The 25,049-nt window shown below is 57.9% G+C and carries 26 protein-coding genes; 11 read left to right on the plus strand and 15 right to left on the minus strand.

Annotated features, from left to right (window positions below):
* Nucleotides 1-126 precede the first annotated feature (126 nt).
* Nucleotides 127-1,257: a glucans biosynthesis protein MdoC gene (mdoC, locus tag ATE40_RS05910; RefSeq protein ID WP_063919181.1), complete on the minus strand. Its 1,131-nt coding sequence runs from the start codon at nucleotides 1,255-1,257 to the stop codon at nucleotides 127-129.
* A gap of 260 nt (nucleotides 1,258-1,517) precedes the next feature.
* Between mdoC and ATE40_RS05915 the strand changes: the two genes are divergently transcribed.
* The 3 genes from ATE40_RS05915 (at nucleotide 1,518) to ATE40_RS05925 (ending at nucleotide 6,045) form a co-directional block, all read left to right on the plus strand.
* Nucleotides 1,518-3,086, plus strand: coding sequence for a glucan biosynthesis protein G (locus ATE40_RS05915; RefSeq protein WP_025159953.1), 1,569 nt, complete (start codon nucleotides 1,518-1,520; stop codon nucleotides 3,084-3,086).
* Nucleotides 3,079-5,637: a glucans biosynthesis glucosyltransferase MdoH gene (gene mdoH, locus ATE40_RS05920; protein ID WP_025159952.1), complete on the plus strand. Its 2,559-nt coding sequence runs from the start codon at nucleotides 3,079-3,081 to the stop codon at nucleotides 5,635-5,637. The genes ATE40_RS05915 and mdoH overlap by 8 nt, the downstream gene beginning before the upstream one ends.
* 162 nt (nucleotides 5,638-5,799) lie before the next feature.
* A complete protein-coding gene (locus ATE40_RS05925) occupies nucleotides 5,800-6,045 on the plus strand; it encodes a YceK/YidQ family lipoprotein (protein WP_019455870.1) in 246 nt (81 codons plus the stop codon).
* Nucleotides 6,046-6,051: 6 nt separating this feature from the next.
* Here the strand turns inward: ATE40_RS05925 and ATE40_RS05930 are convergent, their stop codons facing one another.
* Both ATE40_RS05930 and ATE40_RS05935 read right to left on the minus strand, forming a co-directional pair.
* The gene (locus tag ATE40_RS05930; RefSeq protein ID WP_019455869.1) at nucleotides 6,052-6,597 is read right to left on the minus strand and encodes a GNAT family N-acetyltransferase; all 546 of its coding nucleotides are present in this window, start codon (nucleotides 6,595-6,597) and stop codon (nucleotides 6,052-6,054) included.
* Nucleotides 6,598-6,631: 34 nt separating this feature from the next.
* Complete coding sequence (locus ATE40_RS05935; RefSeq protein WP_063919182.1) at nucleotides 6,632-7,009, minus strand: MysB family protein; 378 nt, start codon at nucleotides 7,007-7,009, stop codon at nucleotides 6,632-6,634.
* A 209-nt stretch (nucleotides 7,010-7,218) separates the two neighbouring features.
* On the opposite strand from ATE40_RS05935, the gene leuA reads away from it, so the two are divergent.
* Complete coding sequence (gene leuA / locus ATE40_RS05940) at nucleotides 7,219-8,898, plus strand: 2-isopropylmalate synthase (protein ID WP_063919183.1); 1,680 nt, start codon at nucleotides 7,219-7,221, stop codon at nucleotides 8,896-8,898.
* On the opposite strand, the gene ATE40_RS05945 is transcribed toward leuA, so the two are convergent.
* Nucleotides 8,858-9,649 carry an AraC family transcriptional regulator gene (locus ATE40_RS05945; protein WP_019455866.1) on the minus strand — a complete coding sequence of 264 codons (792 nt, stop codon included), beginning with the start codon at nucleotides 9,647-9,649 and terminating at the stop codon, nucleotides 8,858-8,860. The two genes, leuA and ATE40_RS05945, sit on opposite strands and share 41 nt — an antisense overlap.
* A 136-nt stretch (nucleotides 9,650-9,785) precedes the next feature.
* Here ATE40_RS05945 and ATE40_RS05950 point away from each other — a divergent pair, with 136 nt between their 5' ends.
* Genes ATE40_RS05950 through ATE40_RS05965 form a run of 4 tightly spaced genes read left to right on the plus strand, consistent with a single transcriptional unit; the run spans nucleotide 9,786 to nucleotide 11,347 of the window.
* Entirely contained in the window at nucleotides 9,786-10,103 is a 318-nt protein-coding gene (locus ATE40_RS05950; RefSeq protein WP_019455865.1) for an ArsR/SmtB family transcription factor, read from the plus strand.
* Nucleotides 10,093-10,527, plus strand: coding sequence for a YeeE/YedE family protein (locus tag ATE40_RS05955; protein WP_019455864.1), 435 nt, complete (start codon nucleotides 10,093-10,095; stop codon nucleotides 10,525-10,527). Before ATE40_RS05950 ends, ATE40_RS05955 begins: the two co-directional genes overlap by 11 nt.
* A gap of 2 nt (nucleotides 10,528-10,529) precedes the next feature.
* Nucleotides 10,530-10,958, plus strand: a complete 429-nt coding sequence (locus ATE40_RS05960) for a YeeE/YedE family protein (protein ID WP_019455863.1) — start codon at nucleotides 10,530-10,532, stop codon at nucleotides 10,956-10,958.
* Complete coding sequence (locus ATE40_RS05965) at nucleotides 10,949-11,347, plus strand: VOC family protein (RefSeq protein ID WP_019455862.1); 399 nt, start codon at nucleotides 10,949-10,951, stop codon at nucleotides 11,345-11,347. Before ATE40_RS05960 ends, ATE40_RS05965 begins: the two co-directional genes overlap by 10 nt.
* 51 nt (nucleotides 11,348-11,398) lie before the next feature.
* Here ATE40_RS05965 and ATE40_RS05970 read toward each other — a convergent pair whose 3' ends face one another.
* From ATE40_RS05970 to ATE40_RS05985, 4 genes are all read right to left on the minus strand, one after another.
* The gene (locus ATE40_RS05970; RefSeq protein WP_063919184.1) at nucleotides 11,399-12,952 is read right to left on the minus strand and encodes a peptide MFS transporter; all 1,554 of its coding nucleotides are present in this window, start codon (nucleotides 12,950-12,952) and stop codon (nucleotides 11,399-11,401) included.
* Nucleotides 12,953-13,426: 474 nt separating this feature from the next.
* The gene (gene mdtG / locus ATE40_RS05975) at nucleotides 13,427-14,665 is read right to left on the minus strand and encodes a multidrug efflux MFS transporter MdtG (protein WP_019455860.1); all 1,239 of its coding nucleotides are present in this window, start codon (nucleotides 14,663-14,665) and stop codon (nucleotides 13,427-13,429) included.
* 199 nt (nucleotides 14,666-14,864) lie between these two features.
* Nucleotides 14,865-15,149: a YciI family protein gene (locus ATE40_RS05980; protein WP_063919185.1), complete on the minus strand. Its 285-nt coding sequence runs from the start codon at nucleotides 15,147-15,149 to the stop codon at nucleotides 14,865-14,867.
* Between the two features lie 100 nt (nucleotides 15,150-15,249).
* Entirely contained in the window at nucleotides 15,250-16,170 is a 921-nt protein-coding gene (locus ATE40_RS05985) for a Kdo(2)-lipid IV(A) acyltransferase (RefSeq protein WP_025159951.1), read from the minus strand.
* Nucleotides 16,171-16,237: 67 nt separating this feature from the next.
* On the opposite strand from ATE40_RS05985, the gene ATE40_RS24565 reads away from it, so the two are divergent.
* Together ATE40_RS24565 and trhO are read left to right on the plus strand one after the other, a co-directional pair.
* Complete coding sequence (locus ATE40_RS24565; RefSeq protein ID WP_156785404.1) at nucleotides 16,238-16,531, plus strand: hypothetical protein; 294 nt, start codon at nucleotides 16,238-16,240, stop codon at nucleotides 16,529-16,531.
* Between the two features lie 33 nt (nucleotides 16,532-16,564).
* A complete protein-coding gene (gene trhO, locus ATE40_RS05990; RefSeq protein WP_063919186.1) occupies nucleotides 16,565-17,632 on the plus strand; it encodes an oxygen-dependent tRNA uridine(34) hydroxylase TrhO in 1,068 nt (355 codons plus the stop codon).
* Between the two features lie 42 nt (nucleotides 17,633-17,674).
* Here the strand turns inward: trhO and ATE40_RS05995 are convergent, their stop codons facing one another.
* Both ATE40_RS05995 and ATE40_RS06000 read right to left on the minus strand, forming a co-directional pair.
* Entirely contained in the window at nucleotides 17,675-18,253 is a 579-nt protein-coding gene (locus tag ATE40_RS05995; protein WP_019455856.1) for a YceI family protein, read from the minus strand.
* Nucleotides 18,254-18,276: 23 nt separating this feature from the next.
* Nucleotides 18,277-18,831, minus strand: a complete 555-nt coding sequence (locus ATE40_RS06000; RefSeq protein WP_063919187.1) for a cytochrome b — start codon at nucleotides 18,829-18,831, stop codon at nucleotides 18,277-18,279.
* Nucleotides 18,832-19,273: 442 nt separating this feature from the next.
* Between ATE40_RS06000 and ATE40_RS06005 the strand changes: the two genes are divergently transcribed.
* A complete protein-coding gene (locus tag ATE40_RS06005; protein WP_019455854.1) occupies nucleotides 19,274-20,332 on the plus strand; it encodes an AI-2E family transporter in 1,059 nt (352 codons plus the stop codon).
* Between the two features lie 294 nt (nucleotides 20,333-20,626).
* Here the strand turns inward: ATE40_RS06005 and ATE40_RS06010 are convergent, their stop codons facing one another.
* From ATE40_RS06010 to solA, 5 genes are all read right to left on the minus strand, one after another.
* Nucleotides 20,627-21,316 carry a hypothetical protein gene (locus ATE40_RS06010; protein WP_063919188.1) on the minus strand — a complete coding sequence of 230 codons (690 nt, stop codon included), beginning with the start codon at nucleotides 21,314-21,316 and terminating at the stop codon, nucleotides 20,627-20,629.
* A 394-nt stretch (nucleotides 21,317-21,710) separates the two neighbouring features.
* Complete coding sequence (locus tag ATE40_RS06020; protein WP_063919190.1) at nucleotides 21,711-22,730, minus strand: zinc-dependent alcohol dehydrogenase family protein; 1,020 nt, start codon at nucleotides 22,728-22,730, stop codon at nucleotides 21,711-21,713.
* 3 nt (nucleotides 22,731-22,733) lie between these two features.
* Nucleotides 22,734-22,850 (minus strand): DUF2770 family protein, encoded by a 117-nt coding sequence (locus ATE40_RS24035; protein ID WP_004927822.1) that lies wholly within the window; start codon nucleotides 22,848-22,850, stop codon nucleotides 22,734-22,736.
* A 122-nt stretch (nucleotides 22,851-22,972) separates the two neighbouring features.
* The gene (locus ATE40_RS06025) at nucleotides 22,973-23,599 is read right to left on the minus strand and encodes a response regulator transcription factor (protein ID WP_025159950.1); all 627 of its coding nucleotides are present in this window, start codon (nucleotides 23,597-23,599) and stop codon (nucleotides 22,973-22,975) included.
* A 216-nt stretch (nucleotides 23,600-23,815) separates the two neighbouring features.
* The gene (gene solA, locus ATE40_RS06030; protein WP_063919191.1) at nucleotides 23,816-24,931 is read right to left on the minus strand and encodes an N-methyl-L-tryptophan oxidase; all 1,116 of its coding nucleotides are present in this window, start codon (nucleotides 24,929-24,931) and stop codon (nucleotides 23,816-23,818) included.
* Between the last annotated feature and the right edge of the window lie 118 nt (nucleotides 24,932-25,049).

Below are 25,049 nucleotides of genomic sequence, written 5' to 3' on the forward strand. Positions count from 1 at the left end.
GCCTTAACGGTCGACGCCAGGCTGAGCAATGTGTGCTCTGCATGCAAACCACCAGTATAGGCTTTTTACGCGGCGTAAATATGACAGGAAATCCCTGCAAACGATCGGGTTTACAGGGAGGGAAGGCTATTGCGGCTTGCCGGAGAACAGGAAACGCAGCACCGGAATACGCTTATGCAGTTCATATAAAGCGAAGGCCAGCGAGAACACAAACAGCAGGCCCAGCAAGAATCCCAACAGATTGTTGCCGATATAAGGCGTCACGAAAGCGCCATATATCAGCGTCAGAGGATGGTGCACCAGATATATAAACAGCGAGGCGTTGACCAGATAGGTGATGCGCGGCGAGTGATAATTCAGCAGGTTATGCCCGAAAGAGAACACCACATTGGTCATCAGAATCCCCATTAGGGTTTTGATCACCACTTCCAGTTCGAACATATAGCTGCTGTGCGCCAGCAGTTTCTGGTTCAGCATATACGCGATAAACAGCAGCAGCGAACCGAGCAGCGCCAGCGGCGAACGGCGCAGGAAAATCTCCTTAAGCCACACGTACTTAAACGCATAGGCGCCGAGGATGAAGAACGGCAGGTAGAACATCGTCTCCATCACCACGAAATTGAACAGGCCGTTGGATAATAGCTGCGGCGCGAAAATCAAAATAATACGGTGCGCGGCCGAATAGCATACCGCATAAATAAAGAAATACAGTGAGATGTTTCCTAATCCCCGCATTCTATTTATTAAGGCTGGGATATGCTCACGGGTTTGACGCTTGATTTTACGGAACAGATAAAAACAGGCGCAGGTTAACAGTGATAACGTCAATAAGAACCACAGATGAGAAACCAATTCCCAAACTGTTACATTTATTTTCTGATAGAGAGAAAACGTATCCCAGCCATTTAATTTATCGGTGAAATATTTCAGCATAAAGAACTGCGGCACCGTTATTAGCGGGATGGAACTCAGCAGCGGGATCGCCACCCGTTCCAGCCTGACCTTCAGCCACTGATGTCGCTCGTAGCGTTCGTAAAGCATGTAGGAGAAGTAGCCGGATATCACGAAGAACACCTGCATGCGGAAGGCGTGGATGAAGTCGTTCAGCACCGTGAGCGAGAAGGAGGGCGACGCGCTGTTCACCGCCCAGGCATGGCTGGAATAAATCAGGGAGAGGTGAAACGGAATGCCGAGCAACATCAAATAGGCTCGGATCGAATCGAGGAAAAACTCGCGCTGTTTGCTGCCTTTAGTCATAGATTACCGCTGGTGATTTAATCGGGTGCTCATTAACACGCTTAATAAGTCGTCAAAGGTTAAATTGTTATCCGAAACCCTACTATAGCCCCCCGCATTTTTCCATAGCGTCTTGTTGCGCGGCTTGCTACGCTGGTGCTCCATCAGCTGCTTAAACAATGAGCCGTAAACATGAACCATCCATTTATCATGTTGTCGGAAAGCTGAGTAATCCATTAATATGGATTTAAAATGATTTGAGCACACGAATAGGGGGGGATGTGCTAGTTAATATATTATCCGGACAACCACGCGCCGCGAGCGTTCGTTGGTTAGGTGCCACCGTATTGTTCACGCTGTTCAGTGCGCCGGCGTGGGCCTTTTCTATTGATGATGTGGCCAAGCAGGCGCAGGATCTGGCTGCGAAAGGTTTCGAAGCCCCGAAGAGCAACCTTCCTTCTCAGTTCCGCGAGATGAAGTTCGCAGACTATCAGCAGATTCAGTTCAATCACGATAAAGCCTATTGGAGCAAGCTGAAAACCCCTTTCAAGCTTGAGTTTTATCATCAGGGGATGTACTTCGATACGCCGGTGAAAATCAACGAGGTCACCTCCACCAGCGTAAAACAGATTAAATACAGCCCGGATTACTTCAATTTCGGTTCGGTCAAGCACGATCCTGAATCGGTGAAGAACCTCGGCTTTGCCGGCTTTAAGGTGATCTACCCGATCAACAGCGCCGACAAAAACGATGAGATCATGAGCCTGCTGGGCGCGAGCTATTTCCGCGTGGTGGGTAAAGGGCAGGTTTACGGGCTTTCCGCTCGTGGCCTGGCTATCGATACCGCTTTGCCGTCCGGCGAAGAGTTCCCGCGTTTCCGCGAATTCTGGGTTGAGCGTCCGAAGCAGGGCGACAAACACCTGGTGATCTACGCGCTGCTGGATTCCCCGCGCGCTACCGGCGCTTACCGTTTCACGGTGATCCCGGGTCGCGATACCACCGTGGACGTCGAGTCCAAAGTGTTCCTGCGCGACAAAGTGGGCAAACTGGGCCTGGCGCCGCTGACCAGCATGTACCTGTTCGGGCCAAACCAGCCGTCGCCGACGCTGAACTACCGCCCGGCGCTGCACGATTCCAACGGCCTGTCCATCCACGCTGGCAACGGCGAGTGGATCTGGCGCCCGCTGAACAATCCTAAACACCTGTCCGTCAGCACCTATACCGTCGAGAATCCGAAAGGCTTCGGCCTGCTGCAGCGCGGCCGCAACTTCAAGGATTACGAAGATCTGGACGATCGTTACGATCTGCGCCCGAGCGCCTGGATCGAACCGAAGGGCGACTGGGGTAAAGGCAAGGTCGAGCTGGTGGAGATCCCGACGGCGGATGAAACCAACGACAACATCGTCGCATTCTGGACGCCGGACACCTTGCCGGAAGCCAAAAAACCGCTGACGCTGAGCTACCGTCTGAACTTCACCCGCGATGAAGATAAACTGCATTCGCAAGACATTGCCTATGTGGCGCGCACTATGCGTTCGACCGGCGACGTGAAGCAGTCGAACCTGATTCGCGAGCCTGACGGCAGCGTGGCCTTCCTGGTCGACTTCGTCGGCCCGGTGCTGAAAGGGCTGGACGCCAACACGCCGGTCGCTTCTCAGATCAGCATCGGCGACAACGGTGAAATGGTAGAAAACAACGTCCGCTATAACCCAGTGACCAAAGGCTGGCGCCTGACGGTGCGTCTGAAAGTGAAAGACGACAAAAAACCGGTAGAAATGCGCGCGGCGCTGGTCAATGGCGATAAGACTCTGTCGGAAACCTGGAGCTATCAGCTACCTGCCAATGAATAAGCCTACTCAACCCGCCCAGGATTATCTTGCGGCGCTGCCTCTGACCGCTGAGCGGTCGGAGGCGCTCACCCCTCAAACGGCGGATGACGCTCAGGCACTGGAGGCGCTCCATCGGCAGATGGGCGCCGCCGACGCCAACGTCAATAGTTTGTCGGCGGATGACGTGGCGCTGGCCTCGGTCAAGCCGCGTATCGAAAGCGCCTGGCCGGATGCGGTCAGCGATGACGACTTCGATACCGACGCCGAAGGGCGCGCCATTCTGAAAGCGACGCCGCCGATCAAACGCACCACCATGTTCCCGGAAGCCTGGCGCACCAACCCGGTGGCGCGCTTCTGGGATTCTCTGCTGGGGCGTTCGCCGCACAATCGGCACGCCACCAAAGAGGAGGCCGAGGCCGAGAACCGCTGGCGTGTCGTCGGTTCGATGCGCCGCTATGTGCTGCTGGTGCTGATGCTGGTGCAGACCGGCATCGCCACTTGGTACATGAAAACCATCCTGCCTTATCAGGGCTGGGCGCTGATCGATCCTATCGCCATGCTGGATCAGGACCTGATGCAGTCGGTGTTGCAGCTGCTGCCGTATGTGCTGCAGACCGGCATTCTGATCCTGTTCGCGGTGCTTTTCTGCTGGGTCTCGGCCGGTTTCTGGACCGCGCTGATGGGCTTCCTGCAACTGCTGATCGGCAAGGACAAATACAGCATTTCCTCCACCATCAAGGGTGATGAGCCGATCAACCCGGCGCACCGCACCGCGCTGATCATGCCGATCTGCAACGAAGACGTCGAGCGCGTGTTCGCCGGTCTGCGTGCGACCTATGAGTCCGTCGCCGCCACCGGTCAGCTGGAACACTTCGATATCTACGTGCTGAGCGACAGCTACGATCCGGACATTTGCGTGGCCGAGCAAAAGGCGTGGATGGAACTGTGTCGCGATGTCGACGGCCACGGCCGTATCTTCTATCGCCGCCGCCGCCGCCGCGTAAAACGCAAGAGCGGCAACATCGACGACTTCTGCCGTCGCTGGGGCGGCGAGTACAGCTACATGGTGATCCTGGACGCCGACAGCGTGATGAGCGGCGAATGCCTCACCGGGCTGGTGCGCCTGATGGAAGCCAACCCGAACGCCGGCATCATCCAGTCCGCGCCGAAGGCGTCCGGTATGGATACCCTGTATGCGCGCGTGCAGCAGTTCGCCACCCGCGTTTACGGGCCGCTGTTTACCGCCGGTCTGCATTTCTGGCAGTTGGGCGAGTCGCACTATTGGGGCCATAACGCCATCATCCGCGTGAAGCCGTTTATCGAGCACTGTGCGCTGGCGCCGCTGCCGGGCGAGGGCTCTTTCGCCGGTTCTATCTTGTCGCACGACTTCGTTGAGGCCGCGCTGATGCGCCGCGCCGGCTGGGGCGTGTGGATCGCTTACGATCTGCCGGGCAGTTACGAAGAGCTGCCGCCGAACCTGTTGGATGAGCTGAAGCGCGACCGTCGCTGGTGCCACGGCAACCTGATGAACTTCCGCCTGTTCCTGGTGAAAGGCATGCACCCGGTGCACCGGGCGGTGTTCCTCACCGGCGTGATGTCCTACCTGTCGGCGCCGCTGTGGTTCATGTTCCTGGCGCTCTCCACCGCGTTGCAGGTGGTGCACACGCTGATGGAGCCGCAATACTTCCTGCAGCCGCGGCAGCTGTTCCCGGTTTGGCCGCAGTGGCGGCCAGAGCTGGCGATAGCGCTGTTCTCCACCACGCTGGTGCTGCTGTTCCTGCCGAAGCTGCTCAGCATCGTGCTGATCTGGGCCAAGGGCGCGAAAGAGTATGGCGGGGCGTTCCGTCTGTTCATTTCGATGCTGATGGAAATGCTGTTCTCGGTGCTGCTGGCGCCGGTGCGCATGCTGTTCCATACCGTGTTCGTGGTGAGCGCTTTCCTTGGTTGGGAAGTGGTGTGGAATTCGCCGCAGCGTGACGATGACGATACGCCGTGGGGCGAAGCGTTCCGCCGCCATGGTTCGCAGATGTTGCTGGGCCTGGTGTGGGCCGGCGGCATGGCGTGGCTGGATCTGCGCTTCCTGTGGTGGCTGTCGCCGATCGTGTTCTCGCTGATCCTGTCGCCGTTCGTGTCGGTGCTGTCGAGCCGCGCGACGCTGGGCATGAAAAGCAAACGCGCCAAGCTGTTCCTGATCCCGGAAGAGTACAATCCGCCGCGTGAGCTGCTGGCGACGGAAGAGTACCTGCATCTCAACCGTAATCGTGCGCTGACCAACGGCTTTATGCACGCGGTGGTCAACCCGTCCTTCAACGCGCTGGCGACAGCGCTGGCGACGGCGCGTCACCATCTGCGCGCCACGCTCGATCGCAACCGCGAAGAGCGGGTGAACGAAGCGTTGCAGCTGGGGCCGGAGAAGCTGGTGAAGGGCAAACGTCTGGAGCTGTTGAGCGATCCGGTCACCCTGGCTCGTCTGCACCAGCGCGTCTGGCTGTTGCCGGAAGGCGCCGCCTGGCGTGAGCATTATCAGCAGTTGCCGCATAACCCGCTGGCGCACCCAACGGGCCGGCGTTAACCGCTAAACGGCAACGCTCGACGGGGAATGCGCATCGCGCGTTCCCCGTTTTTTTTACCTTTTGCTTACGCGCGCCGGTACCGGTGGAGAAAGGGAACTGTGATAGACTGCGGCCAATGCATTGTTCACTCGCGAAACAACCCTTTGCTCAGAGTTAATGTCGTGACGCTCTCTTCCTACTTTCGCCTGGCCTGCGTGGCGGCCGGCGTGATGGTCTTAACCGGTTGCGGCAGCATCATCAGCCGCACCGTGCCCGGTGCCGGGCATGGCCATCAGTATTATCCCGGCGTGCAGTGGGATCTGCGCGATACGCCCTGGCGCTACGTCACGGTGATAGACGTGCCGCTGTCGATGGTGGTGGACACCTTTATGCTGCCGTTCGATGCGCAGCATGGCCCCTATGAATAGATCCGTTCAGCGGGTGGCGAACACCACCAGCTGATAACCTTTTTGTCCGCAGTGGAAAGGCGTCAGCGCCGTCATGCCCAGCCCCTGCACGTGAGCGGCCAGCGAATGCGGGTTGTCGTCGTCGATAAACAGCGCGCCCACGTCGTAGTCATGGCGGGTGTGCGCTTTGACCGCGTCGTAGAGGCGTTTCAGCACGCCCTTGCCGCGCCAGGCGGCGTCGAGGCAGACCGGGCCGTAGAGAAACACTCGCTGCTCGCTCAGCGCCCGGCCAGCGAAGGACTGCGTGACGAGCGTTGCCAGCATCGCGTCCACCACCGGCGGCCGCGGTTGCACGTCGGCGGGCATCAGGCAAACAAATCCTGCCAGTTGGCCATCCTGTTCCGCCACTACTATGCCGATGCCGCGGTTGATCGCCGCCAGCTGTGCCTCATTCATGCGCGAAACGATAAATCCCTGCCTTTTTTGGCGCTCGTCGAGCGCTTCCGGCACGTTTTCCCCCTGCAGCTGCAAAATGGCGGGGTAGTCACTGGGACGGGCCTGACGAATAATCATGTTGCCTCCTTGGCGATAAAATCTCTGGAGCGGATTAGCGCTCATCCCATTCATCGGCGGCGGCCTGGCCCTCTTCGGTGTCCAGCGGCGGCTCGAGCTGGAAGTCGCCTTCTTCCCATTCGTACAGGGTATTTTCGTCTATCCACTCGGTGGTGATCTCCACCTCGTCGTAGTCACCGTCGAAAATCGCCTGCGCCGCCGCACCGCTGCGTAGCGTCAGGCATTCCACCGCTTCGCCTTCGTCTTCGAAGAACTCCGCCTGCCACATCGTATCGCCATCCTGCATCACGTACTTTTGCAGATTGAACTGCTGCGGCACCGGCGGTTCGCCATCGCTGCCGCCTTCTGCGGTGTCGATAAACTCTTCGCGTGCGGCCTCGATGGCTTCTTCCAGGGTTGCATACAGGCTCATGTTCGCCTCCGTTGACGATGAGAGTAAAGCGCCCGGCGTACTGTTGGCGCGGTGGGAGAAATATCAAAACTAATTGTTGTCTGACTGGCGCAGGATGCAAATTTTTTTATTGTCCGTTGTGCGACGACGATTGTCTGCAAAGCGGGAGAAGCAGAGGCGGAGGCGGGAAATAATGACGTTATCGTTCACCCAGGCGTCAGGAGAAGCCCATGTTAATCGACCCTTCACACAAATACCGACCGTTCCCGCCGGTGGCGTTACCGGATCGCCAGTGGCCTTCACGCACGCTGCGACAGGCGCCGCGTTGGTGCTCCAGCGATCTGCGCGACGGCAATCAGGCGCTGGCGGAGCCGATGGATAATGCGCGCAAACGCGAGTTTTATCAGTTGCTGTTGCAGTGCGGTTTCAATGAGATCGAAGTGGCTTTCCCTTCGGCGTCGCAAACGGACTTCGACTTTGTGCGCGCGCTGATCGACGAGCGGCTGATCCCGGACGACGTCACGATTCAGGTGCTGACGCAGTCGCGCGATGATCTAATCGATCGCACTTTTGAGGCATTGCAGGGCGCCCCGCGGGCCATCGTACATTTGTATAACGCCACTGCGCCGATGTTTCGCGACATCGTGTTCCGTCAGGATAAGGCGGCGACCGTGGCGCTGGCGGTGAACGGCGCGCGCCGCATTCGCCGACATTGCGAGGCGCAGCCCGATACCGCCTGGTGCTTCGAGTATTCGCCGGAGACCTTCTGCTTTACCGAATTGGAGTTCGCGCTGGAGATCTGCGAAGCGGTGGCGGATGTATGGCAACCGGGGGCACAACGGCCGATGATCATCAATCTGCCGGCGACGGTGGAGGTGAGCACGCCCAACGTGTATGCCGATCAGATCGAATGGTTCTGTCGCCATTTCAGTCGTCGCGCCGACGTGACGATCAGCGTGCACCCGCATAACGATCGCGGTACTGGCGTGGCTTGCGCGGAGCTGGCGCTGTTGGCCGGCGCCGACCGCGTCGAAGGTTGTCTGTTCGGCAACGGCGAACGCACCGGCAACGTCGATCTGGTCACGCTGGCGTTGAATCTCTATACCCAGGGCGTGGCGCCGGGCCTGGACTTCAGCCGCCTGAAGCAGGTGGTGGAGGTGGTGGAGCAGTGCAATCAGCTGCCGGTGCATCCTCGCCATCCTTATGCCGGCGAGTTGGTGTTTACCGCCTTCTCCGATTCGCATCAGGATGCGATCAAGAAAGGCTTCGCCGCACAGCGGCAGCGGCAAGACGGCCGCTGGCAGGTGCCTTACCTGCCGCTCGATCCCGCCGATGTCGGTTGCAGCTATGAGGCGGTGATCCGGGTCAACAGCCAGTCCGGCAAAAGCGGCGCCGCCTGGCTGTTGGAACAGAATCATGGGCTGGCGTTGCCGCGCAGTTTGCAGATCGATTTCAGCCAGGTGGTACAGCGGGCGACCGACGGCAGCGGTAAGGAAATGAGCGTCGCACAGCTGTGGCGTTTATTCCGCGACACTTACGGGCTGGTGGAGCAGCCGTGCTTGCAGCTGCTGAGCTACCAGACGGAAAGCCACGGCGCAGAGGCATACAGCTTCAACGCACGAGTCGCTTGCGCAGGAGAACAATTGCGGCTGCAGGGAGCCGGCAACGGTCTGCTTTCCAGCGCGGTGGATGCGTTACGTCAGCGTTTCGGCTTGCCGTTGGCGATCGAGGATTACCACGAACACACGTTAGGGCATCAGAGCGACAGTCGAGCGGTGGCCTACATTCGCTGCGTCTTGCCGCATGGAGAGGCGAGCTACGGCGTTGGCATCGACGTCGACTCCGCCAGTGCCTCGCTGCAGGCGCTGTTCAACGTTGCCGGGCGCTATCTGGCGTCGCGGTTCGAGTGAAATAGTCGCTGGGCGCGACGCCCAGCACCCGGCGAAACATGGCGCTGAACGCGCTGGGGCTGTCATAGCCGAGATCCAGCGCGACTTCCAATACTGAACGGCCGGTCGCCAGCGCGTTTAATGCCGCCAGCAAACGGGCGCGTCGCAGCCAATCGCTAAAACGCAGCCCGGTTTCTCGCTGGAAGCGTCGTGACAGGGTGCGTCCGCTGACGCTGAGGCGAGCGGCCGCCTGTTCCAGCGTCCAGGGCTGCGCCGGTGAGGTCTGTATATGGCGGCACAGGGCGAGCAGCGAGGCTTCGCGCGGTTCCGGCAGGTGCAGCGGCAGGATCGGCAGCATCCTTAACTCATCCAGAATCAGTTCCATCACCCGCTCATCGCGCCCGCCGCTTGGGTAGCCTGGCGCAATCTCCATCGCACAGATAATCAGCTCGCGCAGCAATGGCGAAACCTGCACCACCTGGCATTGGGCCGGCAGATCGGCGCGCGCCAACGGATCGACGAACAACGTTCTGGCTGCCACCTGGCCAGTGATGCGCAGGCTGTGCACCATTTTCGCCGGCACCCAGACGCCGCGGCCGGGCGGCACAACCCAGCTGCCAAGCCGGGTTGTGACCTGCACTACACCGCTCAGGCTGTGTATCAGCTGTGCGCAATGATGGTAGTGCTCCGGCTCGCTGTCGCCGTGGCGATAATCTTTGGCTAATGGCCGGATAGGCTGATTGGCCGGCAGAACGTCGTGAAACAACAGCATGGTGAGTGTTCTCCGCGCGGCGAAAAGGGAATAACAGCATGCCATGAGGCGCGGTTTAGCACCAGCCGGTGGCGCGGCACGGTTAGATGGTATATAAAATGATATTATATAATTTTATAAATTGTTTGGAGGGTCAATGGACATAGACGCGATGCGCAAGGCGGCGGCGCAGGCCGGCGCGATGCTGCGCACCTTAGGCAATGAAGATCGGCTGCTGCTGCTGTGCCGGCTCAGCCAGGGAGAAATGGCGGTGAGCGAGTTGGCGCAGGCGCTGGATATCCGCCAGCCGACGCTGTCCCAACAGCTTGGCGTGCTGCGTGAGGAAGGCTTGGTCTCCACCCGGCGCGCCGGCAAGCAGATTTACTATGCGGTGGCCGATGCCAAAGCGCTGGCGCTGCTCCATACCCTGTATCAACTCTATTGCCCACAGCCGGAGAACCGCGATGAACATTGACTGGCAACATTTCACGCCTTATTCCGCGTTGGCGGGCGGGGCCATTATCGGCGCAGCGGTGGCGCTGCTGCTGCTGTTCAACGGCCGGATCGCCGGTATCAGCGGCATTACCGGCGGCTTATTGAGCGCCGGCGGTCGGGAGCGGGGCTGGCGCGTCGCATTTATTGGCGGGTTGTTGCTCTCTCCCTGGCTGTATGCTGCCGCTGCGGCTTTGCCGTCCGGTGAGATCGCGACCGGCAGCGGCTGGCTGGCGGCCGCAGGGCTGTTGGTGGGATTGGGCACTCGATTGGGCAGCGGTTGCACCAGCGGGCACGGCGTGTGCGGCGTCGCAAGGTTGGCGCCGCGTTCGCTGGCCGCCACGGCGGTGTTCATGCTGCTGGGGTTTATGACCGTCTGGCTGATGCGCCACCTGTTGGGAGGGTGAAAATGCTTAAATCGTTGTTGGCGTTGCTGAGCGGCGTCATTTTCGGTCTGGGGCTGATCGTCGCCGGCATGGCCAATCCGGCTAAGGTGTTGGCGTTTCTCGACGTTACCGGCCAGTGGGATCCTTCGCTGGCGTTAGTGATGGCTGGGGCGATCGCGGTAGCGGCGCCGGCCTTCCTGTGGGCGCGGCGACGCGAACGGAGCCTGTTGGGGGAAACATTGCAGATACCGGCCGCCGGACGTGTGGATCGCCGTTTGCTGGCGGGCAGCGCGCTGTTCGGCATCGGCTGGGGCATCGCGGGCATCTGCCCCGGCCCCGCCTGGGTGCTGGCGGGAGCGGAGATGCAGCGGGTGTGGCCGTTCCTGTTGGCGATGCTGGCGGGTATGGCGCTGTATGAAATTATCATGAGGCGGAGGCGTTCATGTCGATAGCCAAAGCGGTGTTGCGCATCGCGCGCCCCACGGATCGGTTGCAAGAGATCGCCGCGCTGTATTGCCGCGGGTTGGGATTCGAAAGGCTGGGTGAGTTTGTCGATCATCAGGGCTTTGACGGCATTATGATCGGGCATCCGCAGCATGCCTACCATCTGGAGTTCACACAGCATCGCGGAGTGCGAGTCGGACAGGCGCCGACGCAGGATCATCTGCTGGTGTTTTATCTGCCGGATGAGAACGATTGGCGCGCAGCGTGTGAGCGGATGCGGGCGGCGGGGTTCCTATCGGTCGCCGCCTATAATCCCTATTGGGATCGGGCGGGGCAAACCTTTGAAGATCCTGATGGCTACCGGGTGGTATTGCAACATCAGGCCTGGCAAGCATAAAAAAAACCGGCGCATCGAGCGCCGGTTTGCGAGATGAAAACGGTTTATCCGTCAGGCGTTGGTCGCCGGTTTTGGCGCGCTCTTGGACTGGGTATTTTCCAGCATGCGGCGAATCGGTACGATCAACACAATCAGCACGGCGGCGCAAATCAGCAGCGCGACTGAGCAGCGAGCGAACAGATCAGGCAGCATATTCAGTTGGTCGGCCTTGACGTGACCGCCGATCAGACCGGCCGCCAGGTTGCCCAGCGCACTGGCGCAGAACCACAGCCCCATCATTTGCCCGCGCATTCTCTCCGGCGCCAGCAGCGTCATGGTAGCCAGCCCGATCGGGCTCAGACACAGTTCACCCAGCGTCAGCATCAGGATGCTGCCCACCAGCCACAGTGGCGATACGCCGGCGCCGCCATTGCTCAGCACGTTCTGCGCGGCCAGCATCATCAGGCCGAAGCCGCCGGCGGCGCACAGGATGCCGATCACGAACTTGGTGATGCTGCTCGGACGCACGTTATTGCGCGCCAGCGCAGGCCAGGCCCAGCTGAACACCGGCGCCAGCAGGATGATGAACAGGGCGTTGATCGACTGGAACCACACCGCCGGGATCTCGAAGCCGCCAATCATGCGATTGGTGTAATCGTTGGCGAACAGGTTGAACGAGGTCGGTTTCTGCTCAAACGCCGACCAGAAGAACGCGGCGGAGATCAGCAGGATGAAGCACACCAGCAGGCGTGCGCGCTCTTTGCGGCTCAGGCCGGCAAAGGCGAACAGATAGATGAAGTACAGGGTGACCGACGCGGCGATCACGTACACCAGCACGCTGGCCACCTCGACCGGGTTGATGACGATGGTGCCTTGGGCGATCAGCACGATGACGGCCACCAGGATGGCCGCCAGCGCCAGCAACCAGGCGCCGACGCCTTTTTTCTTCGCGACCGGGCTGTTCCAGGTGGAGTCCAGGCCCACTTCGCGGTCATAGCGTTTCATTGCCGGTACGGCGAACACCCGGAAGATCACCAGCGCCACCAGCATCCCGATACCGCCGATGCCGAAGCCCCAGTGCCAGCCGTGTGATTTGATCAGCCAGCCGGAGATCAGCGGAGCGATGAACGAGCCGATGTTGATGCCCATGTAGAACAGCGAGAAACCGCCGTCGCGGCGCGCATCGCCTTTCTTGTACAGCGTGCCGACCATCACCGAGATACAGGTCTTGAACAGGCCGGAACCGAGCACGATGAACATCAGGCCGATGAAGAACAGGTTGGTGCCCATCACCGCGGACAGGGCGATCGACAGGTGGCCGAGCGCGATCAGGATCGAGCCGTACCAGACGGCCTTGCGTTGGCCGAGCCAGTTGTCCGCCAGCCAGCCGCCCGGCAGCGCCGCCAGGTACATGCTGCCGGCGAAGATGCCGACGATCGCCGAAGCGTTCTCACGCGCCAGACCCAGACCGCCGTCGTACACGGTGGCGGCCATAAACAGGATCAGCAGCGGACGGATGCCGTAGAACGAGAAGCGCTCCCACATTTCGGTGAAGAACAGCGAACCCAGCGGATAGGGATGGCCGAAGAAGGTCTGGCTTTCTGACTTATTGACAGAGGATTGCATAACGATTTCCCAATAAAAGGCGCTGCAAGGCTGCAGCCCGTACTGTGGTATGTATGTGTATTTAATGAAGGCGCTCCGCCCAATGCGGATTACCCGACAAAACCGCGGCTGCAACGCTGATAAACCGTGGAAAGCGTGCTGACCTTTTCTTCACTTGGCCGATGGTTCACATCTGGCGTGATATTATTTAACCATTTGATAACTGGTCGTTGGTTTTGTCTAGTACCTGTATCCCATTTTTTAGACGAAAAGTCGACAAGCATCTCCTTTTCTGGTTTTTCCGTTGGTTAAAGCAGGAATAAGATTGACAGCGGGTTTTATGTGCTGAAAGTTTGTTTTTTGTTGATAAACAAACTGTTGCGATAAGAATGTTCTGAGTGAGGCGAAAATTCACCGCTTCGGGGGAGGCACTATTAAAAGTAGGGGAAATGCGCCGTTGATCCGGTCAACGGCGAAAACTGGCGATAAATGCAGCTATTGTTCCTCTTGCAGCGTGTCTTCCCGCATGTATCCCGGGCGCCGCCGCAGACACCACCAGGAATAGCCGGCGTTGAACAGCACCACCAGCGCGGTGACGCAGAAGACCGCGCGGAAACCGTAGCCGGCGGAGACCGCGGCGCCGAGCAACGGACCGCTGACGTTGCCGACATCGCGGAACGACTGGTTGTAGCTGAAAATACGACCGGCCACCTGATTGGTGCAGTTATAAATCAACAGCGTCTGTACCGCCGGCAGCAGCGCGCCGTCGGCCGCCCCCAGCAGAAAACGCAGTACCCCAAGCTGCCACGGCGTTTGCACGAACGCCATCGGGATCAGCAGCAGCACCGAAAGGAGCAGCATGCATACCAGAATCCGCTCCGGGCCGATGCGATCGCCCAGTTTGCCCAGCCGCGGGGCGCTCATCAAGGCCGCGACGCCGGGCACAGAGGCGATCAGCCCGCTGATAAACGCCAGATTATGGGTGGCGCCGGCCAGATCGCGCACATACAGCGTCAGGATCGGCGCAATCGAGCCGGTGGCGATCTGAATGATCATGGTGGTGACGAACAGGCTGAGCACCAGCTTCGGGTTCTTCAGCGAGGCGAACACCTGCCGTGCGTGCAACATGTCGCGTTTTTGCACTGGAGTGAATTGCTCTTTGACATACAGCAGCGTCAGCACGAAGCAGACGAACAGCACCGCAGCGGTGATGTAAAACACCGGGCGCAGGCCGTACAGATCGGCCAACAGGCCACCGATCAGCGGGCCGATCAGCGCACCGCCTACGCCGCCGGTAGACAGGGTGCCCAGGGCCCAACCGCTGCGGTTGCGCGGCACCTGGGTGGCGATCAGCGCGTTGGCGTTGGGGATGAACCCGCCGAGCAGCCCCAGCACCGCGCGCAGCGCGAGAAACTGCCAGACCGTTTGCGCCATGCCCATCAGCACCATGACGATCGCCATGCCCAATGCGGAGCGCAGCAACATCAGTTTGCGGCCGCGTCGGTCGGCCAGAGCGCCCCAAAACGGCGCGGCGATAGCGGAAAACAGGAAGGTGATGCTGAACAGCAGGCCGGACCACATGTTGAGCGCCTGATGGCCGGTTACGCCCAGCGTCTCTACGTACAGCGGTAGAAACGGCATCACCAGGCTGAAGGCGGCACCGGTGAGAAAACATCCCAGCCAGGCGACGAAAAGGTTGCGTTTCCAGTTAACGGGTTCTGCTGCCGAAGCCATAAATGTCCACTGCCGAAAGGTGACGCGTTTTGCCAGCGGCAAGGTGAAGGGGCAAAACGTGAAAGTTAGCCTGATAAGTATGCGCCGCCAGCGCGGCAACGGCAAACGAGGGGACGAAGATCGGGGTAAAAATGAAATAAAGTTTTAAAAATGGCGTTTAAACCTTATTCCGCGCTTATCGCGCGGAATTTACAGCGTTTTATAGTCCGGCCAGCGCCTCGAAACCGGCGGCGGTGGTGGTGGCGCTAAAGTCGGTGACCTCATAGTGGGCCACGGCGTTGAAGGGATCTTCGGCCAGGATGGCGTCCAGACGCGCGCGTTCAATGCCCTTGGCCAGGATCACGCCGCCGGTGCGGGGATTCTTGCGGCCGGAGGCGACGAAGGTGCCGTCCTGAAAATATTGTTTAAGCCAGGCGATGTGCCCGTCAAGGTGGCTGTCGACTTCGGCAATCGGGCGATGGTAGGTCAGGCTGACAATGTACATAGCGGCTCCAGGGTTGGCGGCAAAGGCTTTACCATCCCACCCTCGCCGGCGATTCTCAAGGGGCGCACAATAAAAAACCCGCCGGCGGCGGGTTTTTAGGTCAGTACAGCGAAGGCTCGCCTTCCGGGCGAGTCTTGAAGCGGCGATGCAGCCACATATACTGGTCCGGCGCCATCAGGATCTCTTTTTCCACCACTTTATTCATAAAGGCGGCGGCGTCGAGTTCGTTATCCAGCGGGAAGTTTTCCACCGCCGGCTGCATGATGAGCTCATAGCCTTTGCCGTCCGGCAGGCGGCGCGGGGTGAACGGAATGATCGCCGGCTTGCCCATCCGCACCAGCACGTAGCTGCCGGTGGTGGTGGCGGCTTTGTCCACCGCGAACAGCGGCACGAAAACGCTGCTGCGCGGGCCGTAGTCGTGATCCGGCGCATACCAGATGATATCGCCCTGTTTCAGGGCGCGGATCATGCCTTTGACGTCCTTGCGATCCAACATGGATTTATTGGAGCGCATGCGTCCCCAGGTTTGCAGCCAGTCCATCAGCTTGTTGTCATGCGGGCGGTAAACGCCGATGCCTGGGTTGTGAATGCCGAAGATGCGCGCGCCCAGCTCCAGCGTCAAAAAGTGCAGGCCAATCAGCAACACGCCCTGATGGTTATCGCGCGCTTTTTGGATATGCTCCAGGCCGCTGACCTTGAACCAACGCTCGATGCGCCAGTTCGGCCAGAACCACGCCATGCCGGTTTCAAACAGACCCATGCCGACCGACTCGAAATTCTTTACCACCAGCGCATCGCGTTCGGCCTGCGGCATGTCGGGAAAACAGAGCTCGAGGTTACGTTGGGCGATAACGACGCGCCGCTTGAGAAAGCGCATGGAAAACCGACCGATCGAGGTGCCGAGCCAGTAGATGACGGGGTAAGGCAGCAACACCAGCAGATACAGCAAGCCGATGCCTACCCAGGTCAGCCAGTAGCGCGGGTGCAATAAGGAACGATTGAAAGTAGGAACTTGAGTCATGGATTCTCTGTTTGAATACGGTTGTTTAAGTGTAATGACAGAGTCATAGCATGGTCTGGCGGCGGATATGCTCGGCCGTCAGGTTCGTTTCTGCCGTTTGTTTGCGACTATTGTGGCATTTTTCTGGCGCGTCGGGAAAAAACAACGCATTAAAATCCCCTTTTCGGCGTTAAATATGCATCAGGTGCGGGATTTTTCCACAAAATTTCCTGTGCAAGGACAACGGCATGGGCATCTTCGGCGATGCCATGGTGCACAAGGCAGCGATATGGTGGCCCTTGGCTCGTGCGCAACTGTGCGCTGCGCCGGTTTTTCGGGTATGATGTGCGCCGCGCGCGGGCCGGTTGGCAGCGCGCGGTAATCAGTCACCTCCCGAAAGACAGGAAAGTACACCATGCCAGTGTTACATAACCGAATTTCTAACGAGGAACTGAAGGCGCGCATGCTGGCGGAAACCGAGCCGCGCACCACAGTTTCTTTTTACAAATACTTCTCCATCGACGATCCCAAAGCGTTTCGCGACAGCCTGTACGTTCAGTTTGAAAAACTGAAGGTGTTCGGCCGCATCTACGTGGCGAAAGAGGGCATCAACGCGCAGATCAGCGTGCCGCAGCATAACTTCGACGCGTTCAAAGCCGCGCTGTTCGCCTCGCACCCGGCGCTGGATCAGGTGCGCCTGAACATCGCGCTGGAAGACGACGGCAAATCCTTCTGGGTGCTGCGCCTCAAGGTGCGCGAGCGCATCGTGGCCGATGGCATCGATGACGACAGCTTCGATCCGAGCAACGTCGGCGAGTATCTGCAGGCCGATCGCGTCAATCAGATGATCGACGATCCGAACACGGTATTCGTCGATATGCGCAACCACTATGAGTACGAAGTCGGTCACTTCGAAAATGCCATCGAGGTGCCATCGGATACCTTCCGCGATCAGCTGCCGATGGCGGTGGAGATGCTGCAGGACAGCAAAGACAAAAACATCGTCATGTACTGCACCGGCGGCATTCGCTGTGAAAAAGCCAGCGCCTATATGCTGCACAACGGCTTTAAAAACATCTACCACGTGGAAGGCGGGATCATCGAGTACACTCGCAAAGCGAAAGAGCAGGGGTTGCCGCTGAAGTTTATCGGCAAAAACTTCGTGTTCGATGAGCGCATGGGCGAACGCATCTCCGACGATGTGATCGCCAACTGCCACCAGTGCGGTGCGCCGTGCGATACCCACACCAACTGCAAGAACGACGGCTGCCACCTGCTGTTCATTCAGTGCCCGAGCTGCGCCGCCAAGTTTGAAGGGTGCTGCAGCGAGATTTGCCGCGAAGAGCTGAAGCTGCCGCGCGAAGAGCAGCGCGCGCGCCGTGCCGGCCGTGAGAATGGCGTCAAGATCTTCAATAAATCGAAAGGATTGTTGCAGACCACGATGCACATTCCGGCACCGGAAGAAGAAGGCCCAGCCCGCTGAGCCTGACGAAATGAGAAGCCCGGCCGTCTGGCCGGGCTTTTTTTATTTCTCGCGCACGCCTTCTACGGAGATGATCAGCTCAACGTCTTGCGACGCCGGGCCCAGATCGGTGGTGATGCCGAAGTCTTTCAGCTTGATCTTGCCGTTGGCTTCAAAGCCGGCGCGGTAGCCGCCCCACGGATCGTTGCCCTGGCCAATCAGTTTGGCGTCCAGCGTAACCGGCTTGGTCACGCCGTTCAGCGTCAGGTTGCCGACCACCGCATAACCGTCGCCGTTTTTCTTCACTTCGGTGGATTCAAACTTGGCCTGCTTGTTCTTCTCCACGTTGAGGAACTCGGCGCTGCGCAGATGCTTGTCGCGCTCGGCGTGGTTGGTGTCGACGCTGGCGGTATTGATGGTCACATTGACCTTGTCCTTGGACGGATCTTTTTCGTCGAAGGTGAAGCCGCCGTCGAAGTCTTTAAAGCTGCCGTACAGCCAGCTGTAGCCCAGGTGTTGGATGCGGAATTCGATAAAGGCATGCTGGCCCTGTTTGTCGATCTTGTAATTCGCCGCCAGTGCGGAACCGGCGCTCAGCAGCAGGGCGCCTGCGGTCAGGCCCAATACGGTCTTTTTCAACATAGCAATCTCCATAAATCCAAAGGTTAATCGGCGCTGCTACCCAGCATCCGTTTCAAAGTGACATCACGATCGATAAAGTGATGTTTAAGCGCGGCCAGCCCGTGCAGTACCGAAAGCACGACCACGGTCCAGGCCAGGTAAAGGTGTATGGCGCCGGCGGTATCGGCCTGTTCGGCCATACCGGTGACGGTGGCGGGCACGTCGAACCAGCCGAACACGCTGATCGGCTGGCCGTCGGCGGTCGAGATCAGATAGCCGCTGATCAGAATGCCGAACAACACGGCGTACAGCGCCAGATGCGCGAGGATGGCGCTGACGCGAGTGAGGCGGCCATAGCTGGCCAAAGGTTTGGGTGGCGGCGAGACAAAGCGCCAGATCACGCGGATCACCATGACAATGAACAGCAGCGCGCCGATGCTTTTGTGGATCTCCGGCGCCTGGTGGTACCAGACGTCGTAATAGCCCAGTGTGACCATCCACAGGCCTAGCGCGAACATGCCGTATACCGTCAGCGCCACCAGCCAGTGGATCAACACTGACACATGGCCGAAACGATCGGCGGTATTTTTCCAGAGCATCCTGTTTCCTTCGATTACCGATTGGCTGGCTGCAATAATTAAACTTTAGGAAACATAAAATCAATAATAAATTTAACTATGTTACTACTTTGAAATATTAGTCAGTGAATTTGTTTGAGATGTTGGGAGTTAATCAGATAAATCGTTGAAGATGATATTATTTTGCTCACGTAAAATTTATGCTAGTTGTTGAAAATTAGGATTATTCTTTATTAACGTCAGCTTTTGTCATTTTACGTAAATTCTGCATGAATTGCTCGGCGGGATTATTTGTTGGCAAAGGTTATGCCTATTTCTTGCGACGAGAGAAGGGCGAAAAGATTAGTTTCATCGAACGGTTGCGTTAAATCCCCTGCGGCGCGGCGGCGGAATTTTGCTACCATTAGCGCCAAGAGACGGCCCCATGAGGCCGGTTAACCCAGTGAAATAACAAGGAAACGTCATGGGCCGTACCCGCGTGACCGACAGCAGCCTGCGCCTGGCCGTCCTGCTGGCGATGTTGGTGATCATTTTGGCCGGGGTGAAAGCCGCCGCCGATATCGTGGTGCCGTTTTTACTGGCGGTGTTTCTCGCCATGGTGTTGAACCCGCTGGTGGCGATGCTGGAACGCAAGCGCGTGCCGCGCATCGTTGGCGTCACGCTGCTGGTGACGGCGGTGATCGTGGTCGTGATGCTGTTTATCGGCATGTTAGGCGCTTCGCTCAATGAGTTCGCCCGCTCGCTGCCGCAGTATCGCGGCATGATGATCGAGAAGCTGCGCGAGCTGCAGCATTACGCCGACCGCTTCAACATTAGCCTCTCCAGCGAAGCGATGCTGCAGTATGTCGATCCCAGCGCGGCGATGAATCTGGTCACCCGCATGCTGGGGCACTTGTCTGGCGCCATGACCAACGTCTTCCTGCTGCTGATGACCGTGGTGTTCATGCTGTTCGAAGTGCAACTGCTGCCTTACAAGCTGCGGCAGGCGCTGAATAAACCGGACGAGGGGCTCGCCGCGATGCGGCGGGCGCTGGATGGCGTGACGCGCTATCTGGTGATTAAAACCATTATTAGCCTGGCCACCGGGGTGATCGTCTGGATCTTTCTGGCGGCGGTCGGCGTGCGCTTCGCCTTTATCTGGGGGCTGCTGGCGTTTCTGCTCAACTATATTCCCAATATCGGCTCGGTGTTGGCCGCCATTCCGCCGCTGATTCAGGCGCTGCTGTTCAACGGATTGGGCGATGCGTTGGTGGTGGCGGGCGGATTTATCGCTATCAACATGGTGATCGGCAATATCCTCGAGCCGAGAGTGATGGGGCGCGGGCTGGGGCTGTCGACGCTGGTGGTATTCCTGTCGCTGATCTTTTGGGGTTGGCTGCTCGGCCCGGTCGGCATGCTGCTTTCGGTGCCGCTGACGATCGTGGCGCGCATCGCGCTGGAGACTACCGAGGGCGGCTATCGGCTAGCGGTCATTTTGGGGGACGGTCGCCCGCCGCGTCAGCCTCCGATGCCGCCGGAGTGAGGTAATTTCTTGTGGCCACGTTGAGCCGCGCGTTGTTAAGGCGTTTTGAATAGGCCACCCAATGGTGGCTTAACGCTTCTACTGCTAATGCATACTGTGAACATTGGCCATTCAGTAAATACTACAGCCACTTAGACCACCTTACATAGGCGACACAAACGACAATGGCCCAGATGAGGGTGAGATAAAAACCAGTCTTTGGAAACACTGAAACGAGAATAACCCCGCCGACAATAATGAGTACGATAGGGATTAGGTAAGCGAACGAGTTACCCAGCCATTCAATCAACCACTTCATTTTGTGAGGATCTTGTTCATCAGGAAAATGATTTCCTCTTCATTATTAGATCCTGAATTAGTTAGGTAGATGATTTTTTTCATTTCTGGCTCGATCATAAAGTACAGCAATTCTAGGTTTTCTTTGTAGAGAGCAGAGTAATAGTTAGGATCTGAAAATTGAAGTTTTCTTGCAGAAAGGGCGGCTGTTTGCATTTTTCCATAGAAACTTAAAACGCTTACGGCAACTAAACTACTTTTATTGATGATGTTAATATGTGATTCTTTGAAGTCGTGGGATTCAGTAATTAGTTTTGCGATCGTATACGCAACTGACAATTTAGAAAACTTTTCTGATGCATGGTTAGCAAGTTTTTCAGTGATAGCTTGCATAATTTTATGCTGACCTGAGCCACTGATCCTACTAAGCTTAATATTGAAATAGATTTCCACCATATCCAGTACTACGTCTTTTCGCTGGTACACCTGCCGAATTGATAACAACATGCGGGTATCTTCTTGCCTCAACTGCTTACATACGTCTTTGTAGTCATCAAACAGACAGGAACCATACCAACTTGCTCGCTCGGCACCAGACCTAAAACTCTGTACAGTACTAGTAGTGTCTTTCTTGAGTTGTCCAAGGGACCTCTCAATACTTAGGGCAATGGCTCGGTCTGCCTGCATCTTTAACTTGAGATAGGACATGCGTTATCATTTCCTTTGATGTAGAATCCATTAGGCGATTATATATTGAACAGTAAATAATGCAAGGATGACCAATGAAGAGAGCAATTGCATATATCGTATTGACTCTGATCTACTTTGTCGTACTGGCTGAAGTGGTTTTCAGGCGTCTATCAGAGGATACGTACTTAAAGGTGGCGAAGATCTCAAACCCACTAGGTTTAATGAGTTCATCGTTTGACTCTCTAATTGTCATGCTCATTTTATTATCGATCGTTATTTCTTGGGTAACGATGCGTCTTATCTCAAAGCGTAGAGATTGATAGCTTAATAATGTCCGGTGCTCTAATAAAAGGGCATCTCAGGACTAATAAATTAGTATTGCTGGAAAAATTACCTTTTCCTCCATTGCATTTTATTTATTGGGAACCCCGTTGAATAAGGGTTCATCCACCGCAATCGTCTCCGATGTCGTCGGCGTAAGGAAGATTTTGCCATTCACGCCTGGCTGGGCGGCATGCCGCAGCGCCGCAGCGAACTGGTGAAGAGGGTAAATCGCAGCGGGCGGGCGTAGCGCCAGCTCCCCGCGTCGCAGCAGCTGGAAGAGCTGATAAAACGCCATCTGCCACTGCGCCGGTGCTGCCTGTGCGTTCCATTTGCGCAGGTGAAACAGCGAAGCGCGGAGCTTCAGCTCGTCCACCACGCGCCGCCAGTCCACCTGACGCCCACCTAAAAGGCCCAGCGCCACGAAGTCGCCGCCGGTGCGAACCGCCCGCGCCAGCTGCAAGCCGTCTTCTCCACCGATGCAGTCGATGGCCGCGCGGGCGCCAAAATTCGTCATCTGTGCCAACTGAGGCGCGTCGATAACGCGCCAGGCGCCGGCGGCCAGCAGCGCCGGGCGATGAGCGGCGTTGCGCGCCACGATCGCCAGACGAATGCCGCGCAGCGCCGTCAGCTGCGCCAGCAGCAGGCTAACGGCGGAGCCGCCGCCGTTAAGCAGCAGCACGTCGCCGGCGGTGAGCGACAGCCATTGCGTCAACAGCACCCAGCAGGTGAGCGGGTTGATATAGATTTGCGCCGCGCTGGCGTCGTCGATGTCGTCCGGCACCCAGACCACCCGCTCGTCAGGCAGCGTGACGAAGGTTTGCCAGCTGCCGTCACCGGCTACCGCCAGCGCGCGTCGGCCGGTTGAGCGCCCGCTTTGCGGATCGACGATGACGCCCACGCCTTCATACCCCGGCACCTGCGGCAGGGCGATGCGGTGCGCATATTGACCGTGAATCGGGATCAGGTCGGAAGGGTTGATCGGGGTATAGCGCATCCGCAGCAACCGCTGGCCGGGGCGCAGTGGCGGTTTGCTCGCCTGCTGCAGTTCCAGCACCTCGGCGGGGTCGCCAAAGCGGTTGAAGCTCAGTCGGGGAAATGACGACGACATGGGTTACATCACGAAGAAGAAATAGACATCCAGCGCCAGCAGCACCAGCCACAGACACAGGTACAGCACCAGGTGCTCGCGCACGTTGTTGACGATCGCCGCCAGAATTCGGTTTAACATTTCAGCCGCCTGAAGAAAGGGACCTTTGATTATAGTCCTTTTCTTGGCGTCTTTTATAGCGCGCCGCGTGGGGGCGGTGGGCGAATGGCGATAAAAAAGCCTGCGTTATCGCAGGCTTGATGCTAAACCGCCAGCAGCGCCAACGGCGTCGAATTGGTTGGTGCACTCGGCGGATAGAAGTAGCGCAGTACGTTATACAGCGAGTAAAACTCCAGGCGATTGCGCGCGTTGATCTTCTCCGTAATGTGACGTTTGTGCACGTACACCGTATGCGAGCTGATCTGCAGTTTCTTCGCGATGCGGTAGTTGGGCATTTCCGCCATCCAATATTTCATCACCGTCAGTTCCTGCGGGCTGAACAGCGAACGCTCTTCGCCGTCATCGGCCAGCGCCAGCGGATTTTCGCGCAGCATGCGCAAGGTGAACGGCAGGATGCTTTTATTGAACAGAAATGCGTTATCGGCGATACGCATTGGCGTTTCGCTGTAAGGGTAAGGGGTGTCGAGATAGATGAACAGCAGGGCGGACTGGCTGGCTTCCATAAACGCCAGCAGCTGCGCGTCGGCTTCGTTATAGCGGCATTGGTTGCTGAGGTTCACCAGTATATGACTCGGCTGAAAGCTGGCCAACAGCGGCGTAGCGTGCTCAATGCTATGGCAGCATTTGATCGTCGTAATTCCACTATCCGCAAAGTAGCTGGCTATACCGACCCGGGTGAAGCAGCATTCGTCCACGACAAGTAGTTTCATGGTGACGTCCTTGTTGAAAGCCGATGGAGCATATCTTCTGTAAAATAGGACTTACACTGCAAGTGTTCAATTCGGAAATTCAATTGCTGAATACAAGAAATTTCCGTTATCAGGATTTTTACTTGATATTTAAAAGCGTTAGCAGGTTAATAAATTGTAACCATCAAATTTCGCTGTCCAGGGGCAAGGGTGAATGCGGACAGCGAAACCCTTAGCTTAACTAAATCGCTTCAGGCCAAAGCAGGAAACGTCGACCGGCGGCGCTTTGTCCTGCGCGAACAGCGCGGCGATCTCGCCCAGTGCGCTGGCGAACTTGAATCCGTGGCCGCTCAAGCCGCTGATGACCATCAGGCGATCGCAATCCGGCAGGGTATCGATAATAAAATCTTCGTCGGGGCTCATATCGTAACTGCAGGCTTCACCGTGTAAACATACGCCTACACCCGGCAAAAACTGCCGCAGGAAGGCGAAGACTTCCGTGCCGTCGCTGGCATAGCTGCCGAAGGGTTTACGCTGCTCGGGGGCATCCATCGGCTGGCCGCCGTCGTGCTTGCCTATTTTCAGCCCGTCGTTGTCCGCCGGGAAGCCGTAATAGTGCGTGCCGTCTTGCGCTTCGACGGTAAAGGCCGGGAAACGATTGTTCACGCTGTAGCGGCCGTCCGCCTGGTGCCAGGAGAAGACCTTGCGCAATGGCGTGACCGGCAATTGCGGCAACAGCGCTTTGACCCAGGTGCCGGCGGTAACTACCGCTTTGCGCGCCGTAAAGCGCCCTTCGCCGGTGACGACCTCCACACCGCCATCGATAGGCGTTACCGCGTTGACCGGGCAGTTGAACAACTGACTGCAGCCGGCTTCTTTCGCCAGCTTGATCAGGCCGGCTACCGCCAGCTCGGAACGCAGGAATCCGGCGTCCGGCTCGAAGACGCCGACGTAGCCTTCCGGCGCACGAAATTCCGGCCAGCGTTGATTGATCTGTTCGGCGCTGAGGGTTTGCGCGTTCAGGCGGAATTGTTGTGCGCTGTGCTGCGCATTGCGAATGAATTCGGACTGCTGCGGCCCCAGGTTGAGCACGCCGCATGACTGGAACAGTTCCTCGCCGGATTGCTGAATCAACGCATTCCACAGCGCCTGCGCGCGCAGCACTAACGGCACGTATTTTTCGCCTTCGCCGTAAGCGTGACGGATAATGCGGGTATCGCCGTGATGGCTGCCGTTGCGGTGCGGCGGGATGGCGCTGTCGATCATCAGCACTTTCAAGCCGGCGCGCGTGGCGTAATAACCTGCCGCTGCGCCGACGGAACCGCTGCCCACCACAATCAAATCATATTCCACGTGCCCACCTTCTCTGATAGCGATTTCTTATCGGCCCATGATAAAAGTTTGGCGAGCGCAATGCACTGATTGAACGGCGAAAGGCAAAGAAAAAGGCGCCGGGAATGGGGCGCGGCGC

It is taken from the genome of Serratia surfactantfaciens, assembly GCF_001642805.2.
In the GTDB taxonomy this organism is placed as follows: Bacteria; Pseudomonadota; Gammaproteobacteria; order Enterobacterales; family Enterobacteriaceae; genus Serratia; species Serratia surfactantfaciens.

Coding starts and splice junctions, on each gene's coding strand:
- trhO (WP_063919186.1), top strand. CDS start 16,565: ATGCCAGTGTTACATAACCGAATTTCTAACGAGGAACTGAAGGCGCGC.
- mdtG (WP_019455860.1), bottom strand. CDS start 14,665: ATGGCTTCGGCAGCAGAACCCGTTAACTGGAAACGCAACCTTTTCGTC.
- mdoC (WP_063919181.1), bottom strand. CDS start 1,257: ATGACTAAAGGCAGCAAACAGCGCGAGTTTTTCCTCGATTCGATCCGA.
- ATE40_RS05970 (WP_063919184.1), bottom strand. CDS start 12,952: ATGCAATCCTCTGTCAATAAGTCAGAAAGCCAGACCTTCTTCGGCCAT.
- ATE40_RS05960 (WP_019455863.1), top strand. CDS start 10,530: ATGCTTAAATCGTTGTTGGCGTTGCTGAGCGGCGTCATTTTCGGTCTG.
- ATE40_RS05950 (WP_019455865.1), top strand. CDS start 9,786: ATGGACATAGACGCGATGCGCAAGGCGGCGGCGCAGGCCGGCGCGATG.
- ATE40_RS05985 (WP_025159951.1), bottom strand. CDS start 16,170: ATGACTCAAGTTCCTACTTTCAATCGTTCCTTATTGCACCCGCGCTAC.
- ATE40_RS06005 (WP_019455854.1), top strand. CDS start 19,274: ATGGGCCGTACCCGCGTGACCGACAGCAGCCTGCGCCTGGCCGTCCTG.
- ATE40_RS06020 (WP_063919190.1), bottom strand. CDS start 22,730: ATGTCGTCGTCATTTCCCCGACTGAGCTTCAACCGCTTTGGCGACCCC.
- ATE40_RS05965 (WP_019455862.1), top strand. CDS start 10,949: ATGTCGATAGCCAAAGCGGTGTTGCGCATCGCGCGCCCCACGGATCGG.
- leuA (WP_063919183.1), top strand. CDS start 7,219: ATGTTAATCGACCCTTCACACAAATACCGACCGTTCCCGCCGGTGGCG.
- ATE40_RS05955 (WP_019455864.1), top strand. CDS start 10,093: ATGAACATTGACTGGCAACATTTCACGCCTTATTCCGCGTTGGCGGGC.
- ATE40_RS05980 (WP_063919185.1), bottom strand. CDS start 15,149: ATGTACATTGTCAGCCTGACCTACCATCGCCCGATTGCCGAAGTCGAC.
- ATE40_RS05995 (WP_019455856.1), bottom strand. CDS start 18,253: ATGTTGAAAAAGACCGTATTGGGCCTGACCGCAGGCGCCCTGCTGCTG.
- ATE40_RS05935 (WP_063919182.1), bottom strand. CDS start 7,009: ATGAGCCTGTATGCAACCCTGGAAGAAGCCATCGAGGCCGCACGCGAA.
- ATE40_RS06000 (WP_063919187.1), bottom strand. CDS start 18,831: ATGCTCTGGAAAAATACCGCCGATCGTTTCGGCCATGTGTCAGTGTTG.
- ATE40_RS05930 (WP_019455869.1), bottom strand. CDS start 6,597: ATGATTATTCGTCAGGCCCGTCCCAGTGACTACCCCGCCATTTTGCAG.
- ATE40_RS05945 (WP_019455866.1), bottom strand. CDS start 9,649: ATGCTGTTGTTTCACGACGTTCTGCCGGCCAATCAGCCTATCCGGCCA.
- ATE40_RS24035 (WP_004927822.1), bottom strand. CDS start 22,850: ATGTTAAACCGAATTCTGGCGGCGATCGTCAACAACGTGCGCGAGCAC.
- ATE40_RS24565 (WP_156785404.1), top strand. CDS start 16,238: ATGCTCGGCCGTCAGGTTCGTTTCTGCCGTTTGTTTGCGACTATTGTG.
- mdoH (WP_025159952.1), top strand. CDS start 3,079: ATGAATAAGCCTACTCAACCCGCCCAGGATTATCTTGCGGCGCTGCCT.
- ATE40_RS06025 (WP_025159950.1), bottom strand. CDS start 23,599: ATGAAACTACTTGTCGTGGACGAATGCTGCTTCACCCGGGTCGGTATA.
- ATE40_RS06010 (WP_063919188.1), bottom strand. CDS start 21,316: ATGTCCTATCTCAAGTTAAAGATGCAGGCAGACCGAGCCATTGCCCTA.